Consider the following 8019-nt stretch of genomic DNA (forward strand, 5'->3'; position numbering starts at 1 on the left):
GGAATGGGGAGATGGGGGAATGGGGAGATGGGGGAATGGGGAGATGGGGGAATGGGGAGATGGGGAGATGGGGGAATGGGGAGATGGGGAGATGGGGGAATTCAACTAAAACCCTAACACCCTAAAACCCTAACACCCTAAAACCCTAAAACCTATTTTTAACTTTTTACTTTTTCCTTTGCGAATGAATGCTTTATCAATACCGACGTGGATAGTTCATGTATCGAGTGTCGTAGAATGGATAGCGGCGATCTGGTTAGTGTGGACCTATGGCGACATCAGTAGCGATCGATCGTGGCGAATGTTATCTTGGGGAATGTTACCCGCTTTAATTGGGGCCATGTGTGCCTGTACATGGCATTTTTTTGATAATATCAGTGCCTTATCCTGGTTAGTCACCCTACAGGCAGCCATGACTGTCTTAGGAAATTTTACCCTCTGTGCTGCCGGTTGGTGGCTGTGGCGTTCCAGTAAAATTAGCGTTAACAATGAATAAAGAGAGTTTATTTGCCATCTCCCTGTTTCCCTATCTGGGGTTTCTTTGGTTGATCACTCGTTCGGGAAAAATGCCCCGTTTAGCCCTAATTGGCTTTTATGTGCTGTTAATCTTCGTTTTTATCACCATTCCTGCCGGTATCTACGCCAAAATCCACTATGGTCAAGAATTAGCTAACGTCGATTGGTTACACGGCAGCGCCGAATTTTTCCTCACCCTCTCCAATATTCTCGTCGTCTTAGGTTTTCGTCAGGCAATTTTAGCGAAAAAGGAAACAGAGAAAGGGGAACAGGGATAAGGGGTGTGGGGTGTGGGGTGTGGGGTGTGGGGAAGTGGGAATTGGGGTGTAGGGTGTGGGGTGTAGGGTGTGGGAAGTGGGGAAGTGGGGAAGTGGGAAGTGGGGGGTATTTTCAGGGAACAGTGGACAGTGAACAGTAAACAGTAATCAGTGAACTGATGACTGATAACTGATAACTGATAACTGATAACTGATAACTGAATTGTGATACAATCGCCCCAAAACGTCCCCGCGTCAGTCAAATATGTCCCCGATTACACCGTCCATCAGTGTCAACGAACCAAACCCGCAGGCTGCCATCCAGACCTTATCGGTAGTGGTTCCCATTTATAACGAAGTGGACAGTATCCCCCATCTCGTCGAGAGTATCGCCACGATTTTGCGTTCTTATCAAATTAACTACGAGATAATCTGTGTTGACGACGGTTCTAAGGACGGTTCCACCGAGGTTTTAACTAATTTAGCCAAAAATCGCGATGATCTCAAGGCGGTAATATTGCGACGCAACTACGGACAAACCCCCGCCATGGCTGCCGGATTTAATTATGCCACGGGACAGATAATCGTTACCCTCGACGGCGATTTACAGAACGATCCCAATGATATACCCCTATTATTGGCCAAATTAGAGGAAGGTTATGACCTCGTGAGTGGCTGGCGCAAAAATCGCCAAGATGACCGGGTAAAACGGCTTTTACCCTCAAAAATAGCTAATTGGCTGATAGCAAAGGTTACAGGGGTCAAATTACACGACTACGGTTGTTCTTTGAAAGCCTATCGAGCCGAATTAGTCGCCGATATGAATCTTTACGGGGAATTACATCGCTTTTTACCCGCATTGGCTTTTATTGAAGGGGCAAAAATAACCGAAATTCCCGTTAATCACCACGCTAGACGGTTCGGACAGAGTAAATATGGTTTAGGTCGCACAATTCGCGTGATTATGGACTTATTTACTGTCTTTTTTATGAAAAAGTTCCTCACCCGTCCGATGCACATTTTTGGACTCTACGGACTGTTATCGATGGTAGTGGGGATTATTCTAGGCACTTATCTGACTATTCTCAAACTCGGTTTCGGACAAGAAATCGGCGATCGACCTTTGTTAATCCTGGCCGTGTTATTCTTTTTAACTGGGGTACAATTACTCTGTTTTGGTCTTTTGGCAGAAATTTTGATGCGAACTTACCATGAATCCCAAAAACGTCCCATCTACCGCGTTCGTACTGTTGTCGGGAATAGGGGATTTTTCAGTGAGCAGTAAACAGTGAGCAGTAATCAGTGAAAAGACAGTAGGAAGCTGCTATTTAATACTGCCCACTTAATACATACTGCACACTTAAAGTAGGGAGGCACAATTATTTGTAGGATGGGTTAGCGGTAGCGTAACATGAGCGGGTGTTGGGTTTCATGCTTCAACCCAACCTACGTTCATCTTATATTTAATTCCACCCACCTACTTAAAACTCAAATCTGATAACTGATAACTGATAACTGATAACTGAAAAAAATATGACTATTTGGGAACTTGATTTTTATTCGCGGCCGGTGGTGGATGAAAATAATAAAAAAAGATGGGAATTATTAATCTGTGAAACTCCGGCAACAATCGATCGCTCCTCCGATACAATATTTAAATATGCCAGTTATTGTCCTAATACGATGGTTAATTCCCAATGGTTAGGAGAGGCAGTTACTGCAGCTATCAAGGAAGCGGGGGTAACTCCCAAAAAAATTCGCTTTTTCCGTCGTCAGATGAATAACATGATTAGCAAAGCTTGCGAGGATATCGGTATTCCCGCTTCCCCTAGTCGTCGCACTCATGCTTTAACTAGATGGATAGAAGAAAGAATGGTTAATTTCTACCCCCAAGAAGTTGGTTATGATCAAAATTTAACTAAAACCGCTTCCGTGAATTATCCTCCTTTAAATGCTGTTCCCCTTCCCGATGCTGTCCGGGGAGATAAGGCAGATAAATGGGCTTTTGTTACGCTAGAATTGTCTTCTTTTAATGATTTAAAAGATTGGGATATTAGCTTCGGAGAAAATTTGCCTATACTAGGAATGGGATTAGATGAGAATCTAAAAATCCCCGGTTTAGTTATTTTTTCTCCGCGCGCTTTACCATTAGCTGGTTGGATGTCAGGGTTAGAAATGGCCTATTTAAAGTTAGAAACTGGTTCCCGTCCCGTGCTACGTTTAGAAACGGGTGCTAGTGATAGCTGGATTCTCGTCAACGTCACTAATGCCGAGACTTTAAAGGAAGCCAAAAACTTTGAAGAAGCTAAACAAAAAGCGAATAATCTGCATTTTTTAGCCATTCAATCTAACCCTGAATCGGAATCCTTCGCTGGTTTTTGGCTACTACAAGAAGGCTCTCAAGAGTAAAGTTTAGTAAAGGTGGGTTTTCAATCCACCCCTAGACAATTAACTTAAAAACATTGTCGGGTCCAACTACCGTGTAACCCGTAGGGAATATGATGTTTAAGATGGATAACCGCTAGGGAATTAGTGATATCTTTAGCATCTAAGATCACCCCATTCGATCGATGACTAGCCGCATCGTAAGTGACAACCAATAACCAACCATCATCTTCAGCGATTCCATCGGGTTTAGGCACAAAAACTGGCTCACCCGCAAATCCCCGGGGAGCAAAAGAATGTAATTGTTTTTCTCCCGTTAATAGGTCCAGTTTTAAGATTGCTTGCAAAGGAGCATTACCGGTGGCATGATGAGCGGCAGCGATGTATAAATAACGGTAATCTCGACCAACTTTTGCCGGATTGATGCTGGGAAATTCACAACAATGCTCTAGAATACATTCTCTTGTAACGGTATTTTCTGATAAATTTAGTGTAAATCGCCACAGATGTCCGGGAGCTAAACTATCAAAATCTACCGATTGAAAATTGCTATTTGAATCCAGTTGTGGTAAGGATTGATAACAAATAGAATCAATATAAATTTTCTCCCCTTGTTCAAAAGCATTGCTATGATGGAACACAAAACCCGATGGAGTTTCTAAAACTTTCACTTCTCTTTTGTTAGGATCCCGGGGGATAATAATAATCCTAGTTAACTTGTCCGGTTGATTAATAACGCATTCTCCCGCACCTTTTAACCCAAAAAGAAAGGGGAAAGGATTATAACCAACCGGGTTTTGGAAAAAGATAGCGTAGTGGGGAGTAATAACAAAATCGTGGATAAAACAGAAGCCAGGTATACTGTGGGTATGACGACGTAATAACTTACCCGTGGGACTAATTTCGTAGAGAGTAATGGCACTCGACAAACCCGTTTTGATGGCAAAATTTACCAGACAAGGTTGATGATTATCGAAGATACAAGCGGGATCGATGCGAGGATGAGCGGCAAAAGAATCGCCTTTTTCCAAGATACCATCGAGATAGTCTAAACCAATAGTATCAAGGGTTTTAGCATCGAGGCGATGGGGTTCGGCCGCTTCCCAAAGTGCCAGTAATTTATTACCCCAGTAGATAACATTAGTATTAGCAATATTTTTCAGACGCAAATCAAAAGCATTGCCGAAAATTCCCCCCGGTTTTTTCGTGCCGAAAACACCGCGATAAAGGGGTTTTCCCGCTTTCTGTTCCTGGAGATAACCCTCGGTTTTAACAAAACGATTACGATAATGTACGCGCCCATGGTTGAAGCTAATCGCGCTGATCATACCATCCCCATCGAAGGGATGAGCGATCGCCGTGCCAGCGATATCGAGTAAACCGGGGCCATTTTTAAAGACTGTACCCTGTAAATCGGCGGGAATTTGCCCCTCGATGTCTTCTACCTCGTAATCGTACTCGTTAGGTTGGGATTGATAGCCTTTTTGCCAATCCTGACGATTATAGGATTTTTCGCCAATTGTCGGAGTTAATACCATGGTAGTTTTACGTTTGTATTTACTTTTCTTAACATAACTTAAAACTACCAGAGCTAACGAAGGCAGGAGGCAGGAGGGAAGAATCTGACTAGAAGGCGAGGTTTTAGACAAGGGTTGTTGGGTGCATCTCACATTTGCAGAAATACCGACAATCAGCAATTATCAGTGACCCTTAAATTATTACAGATATATCAGCAGCTGCCTGTAAGCATCCCACCGAAAAACTAATGCGCTCTAGGGTTTGGGTAGGGTTGATTCATGAATCAACCCTACTATAGAGTTCTTGCATAATTAATTTTTGAGAGGGCAAAAATGAGATGCACCCAGGGTTGTTTCGATAACAGCTAAAAAGAAGGGGGTGGCCAATCATTTTTCCAGCTATTCACCCCCTCCTTGCCGTCATGTTATTTAACAAACAACATTTCTTGATAGGTAGGCAGCGGCCAGAAATTGTCGGCCACTTCCCCTTCCAGTGTGTCAGCATATTCGCGCACCTTATCCATCAAGGGACGGATCGTTTGAGCGGAATACTGCATATGTTCCTCGATCGAGTCAAAATCGTCTTTAGCCATGGCCTCACTCAGTTTGCTAACGCCATCCATCAGTAATTTAATTAAATTCGAGACGGTTTGGGCCCTTTCCTTATCCATCTCGATGCCGATCGCCGCCGCATTAGCGATCGCCAAAGACAATTCCGACAAGTAGCGAACGGCAGCGGGATAAATAATCGTTTTAGCCATACTTACCACCAGTTTCGCCTCCACCTCGATGGCCAGTAAATACTGTTCTGCATAGACATCGAAACGACTTTCCAGTTCAACGGGGGTAAGCACACCCATGCGGGCAAACAGTTCTTCGATATAATCGGCTTTCAGCACGGGTAAAGCATCGGCAGTGGTGCGGAGATTAGCCAAACCGCGCTCTTCTACCGCCATTTTGTGCCATTCCGGGGAATATCCGTTACCTCCGAAGATCACATTTCTGTGTTTGTCCATGATCTCCTTGAGAACACCCTGGGCAGCAGTCTTGAGGTCTTCCCCGGCTTTCATCCGGCTTTCTAAGTTATCCGCCACCCAAGTCAGGGAATCCGCTAGAATCGTGTTCATCGCCACCAGCGGCCCGGAAACTGACTGATTAGAACCCACGGCGCGGAATTCAAAGCGATTGCCCGTAAAAGCAAAAGGAGAGGTACGATTGCGATCACCAGGATCTTTGGGGAATACCGGCAGGGTATCGACACCGAGATCCATCAACCCCGGGGCATCAGAACCCTCAATTCGGCCTTGGCTAATTTGGTCGAATACCTTTTCTAACTGGCTGCCCAAATATACCGAAATAATGGCGGGGGGAGCTTCATTTGCCCCCAAACGGTGATCATTGCTGGCGGTAGCCACCACTGCGCGTAAAAGCGGCCCGTACTTGTGAACGCCACGAATCACCGCCCCACAGAATAACAAAAACTGCATATTAGCGTGGGGAGTATCGCCCGGATCTAACAGATTGCCCTGGGTGGCGTTGCCGACGGACCAGTTAACGTGTTTTCCCGAACCATTAATTCCCGCAAAGGGTTTTTCGTGCAGTAGGCAAACAAAACCGTGTTTTTTAGCCGTACTTTTCAGCAAAGTCATAATTAACTGCTGATGGTCACTGGCCACGTTGGCCGCCTCGAAAAAGGGGGCAATCTCGAACTGTCCTGGAGCGACTTCATTATGGCGGGTTTTGGCCGGAATGCCGAGGCGATACATTCTTTCCTCTACTTCCTGCATAAACACCTGAACCCGTTCGGGAATCGCGCCAAAATAATGATCGTCGAACTGTTGACCCTTGGCGGCGGGTTTACCAAATAGGGTGCGACCGGTGAGCAGTAAATCGGGGCGACTATGGGCAAAATGAGCATCTACGAGGAAATATTCCTGTTCAGCGCCGCAGCTGGAGTTAACGGGGGCGACTTCCGTATGTCCTAATAGTTTAAGCACCCTGGTGGCGGCTTTACTCATCGATGAAATCGAGCGTAAAAGCGGCGTTTTTTTGTCGAGGGCCTCTCCTGTCCAAGAGATGAAAACCGTGGGGATACACAGGGTTACACCATTATCCGTCTCCATGACGTAGGCGGGACTGGTGACATCCCAAGCGGTGTAACCCCGCGCTTCAAAGGTGGAGCGAAGTCCGCCGTTAGGAAAGGAAGACCCGTCCGGTTCTCCCTGTACTAAGACTTTGCCCGTAAATTCCGTGATCACCGAACCGTCGCTCTGCACGGAGATAAAACCATCGTGTTTTTCGGCGGTGGCGTTAGTCATCGGATAGAAGACGTGAGCATAGTACAGCGCCCCTTTGGACGTGGCCCAATCTTTCATCGCTGCCGCTACCGCACTGGCGATGGAAACGTCTAATTTTCCCCCGGTTAAAATCGTGTTTTTGACCGATTTGAATACGTCTTTGGGAAGACTGGCCTGCATTTTGCTCAGGGTAAAGACATCGGTTGCCCAGAGGGCCTCTAAACGTTGAGGAATTTTGCTAGGTAGGGGTTTACGATCCGTTACTTGAGAGATAGCTTGAACACGCGTTCCATAACTCATAAGTATTTTTCCTATTGTGTTGTGTCGTGGATAAAGGGTTACTTTACTTAGGCGATGACAAGTTTCCTACTAACTTTGATGTTGAATTCCGGTCAGAGGCTATTCTCCGCTTAATAATTTTGATCCCACGGCACAAGCTTCTCTGCGGTTTTTATCTGCTTGCGCCGGCCTCTTTCCCGATCAATTAGCAACACCAGCCTTAATCTTAAGAACAGATGATCGAGAGATTTGTATCAAACATTACAAATATCCCAAACCCGATCTTCCCCAAGCGATCGCACTGAGAAAACGGGTTTCTTTGAGAAACCTGTTTTCTGGAGATAAAACTCTATACATCTATGCAATCGATAAAAAAGCGATATTTGACAAAATCGGGGGGGGGGGTAAAATGCTGGTGGAATTTACCCAAAATTGCCCATGAATTTTACAACTAACTTCAAATCTCTCTCTCTGGCTGGTGTTGTCTTCGCTGGCACAGTTAGCGCGATCGCTGTACTGACTGTCCTCCCCGCCAGCGCCGCTTCCTTCAACTTCTTCCAAGGTGGCTACTCCGAAGGTGCTACCGTCACCGGGATGTTTACCGGCGAAGATTTAGATAATGATGGTCTTATCGAAAATTTGGGTTAAAACCCCGTCCTTTTAGGACGGCTTTAAGCTACAATGGAAAAAGCGATAACCAAGCTAAAAACTGAACCTTGACAACAGATAGTAGGGGGTTTTGTTCAGAAAAGAATTCAAATTCGGCCT

General features: G+C 45.4%; 8 protein-coding genes. 5 read left to right on the forward strand and 3 right to left on the reverse strand.

The features are described from left to right. The first annotated feature begins 184 nt into the window (after window positions 1-184). On the forward strand, window positions 185-496 hold the full coding sequence (locus O9290_RS27750) for a DUF2499 domain-containing protein (RefSeq protein WP_002734463.1): 312 nt from the start codon (window positions 185-187) through the stop codon (window positions 494-496). After that, window positions 489-794, forward strand: a complete 306-nt coding sequence (locus O9290_RS27755; RefSeq protein ID WP_043999528.1) for a DUF3593 domain-containing protein — start codon at window positions 489-491, stop codon at window positions 792-794. The genes O9290_RS27750 and O9290_RS27755 overlap by 8 nt, the downstream gene beginning before the upstream one ends. Here O9290_RS27755 and O9290_RS27760 read toward each other — a convergent pair. After that, complete coding sequence (locus O9290_RS27760; protein ID WP_288024380.1) at window positions 746-1036, reverse strand: hypothetical protein; 291 nt, start codon at window positions 1034-1036, stop codon at window positions 746-748. The genes O9290_RS27755 and O9290_RS27760 overlap by 49 nt on opposite strands. 2 nt (window positions 1037-1038) lie before the next feature. Between O9290_RS27760 and O9290_RS27765 the strand changes: the two genes are divergently transcribed. After that, window positions 1039-2058 (forward strand): glycosyltransferase, encoded by a 1020-nt coding sequence (locus O9290_RS27765; protein ID WP_004163274.1) that lies wholly within the window; start codon window positions 1039-1041, stop codon window positions 2056-2058. 248 nt (window positions 2059-2306) lie between these two features. Further along, window positions 2307-3182: a Tab2/Atab2 family RNA-binding protein gene (locus O9290_RS27770; protein ID WP_149986782.1), complete on the forward strand. Its 876-nt coding sequence runs from the start codon at window positions 2307-2309 to the stop codon at window positions 3180-3182. Between the two features lie 44 nt (window positions 3183-3226). Here the strand turns inward: O9290_RS27770 and O9290_RS27775 are convergent, their stop codons facing one another. Together O9290_RS27775 and O9290_RS27780 are read right to left on the reverse strand one after the other, a co-directional pair. Next, window positions 3227-4696 (reverse strand): carotenoid oxygenase family protein, encoded by a 1470-nt coding sequence (locus O9290_RS27775; protein WP_288055603.1) that lies wholly within the window; start codon window positions 4694-4696, stop codon window positions 3227-3229. 404 nt (window positions 4697-5100) lie between these two features. Then, complete coding sequence (locus O9290_RS27780) at window positions 5101-7272, reverse strand: glutamine synthetase III family protein (RefSeq protein ID WP_072927749.1); 2172 nt, start codon at window positions 7270-7272, stop codon at window positions 5101-5103. 417 nt (window positions 7273-7689) lie between these two features. On the opposite strand from O9290_RS27780, the gene O9290_RS28680 reads away from it, so the two are divergent. Next, on the forward strand, window positions 7690-7899 hold the full coding sequence (locus O9290_RS28680; RefSeq protein ID WP_502846480.1) for a hypothetical protein: 210 nt from the start codon (window positions 7690-7692) through the stop codon (window positions 7897-7899). Window positions 7900-8019 lie beyond the last annotated feature (120 nt).

The organism is Microcystis sp. LE19-41.2A, assembly GCF_027530405.1.
GTDB classification, from domain to species: Bacteria; Cyanobacteriota; Cyanobacteriia; order Cyanobacteriales; family Microcystaceae; genus Microcystis; species Microcystis aeruginosa.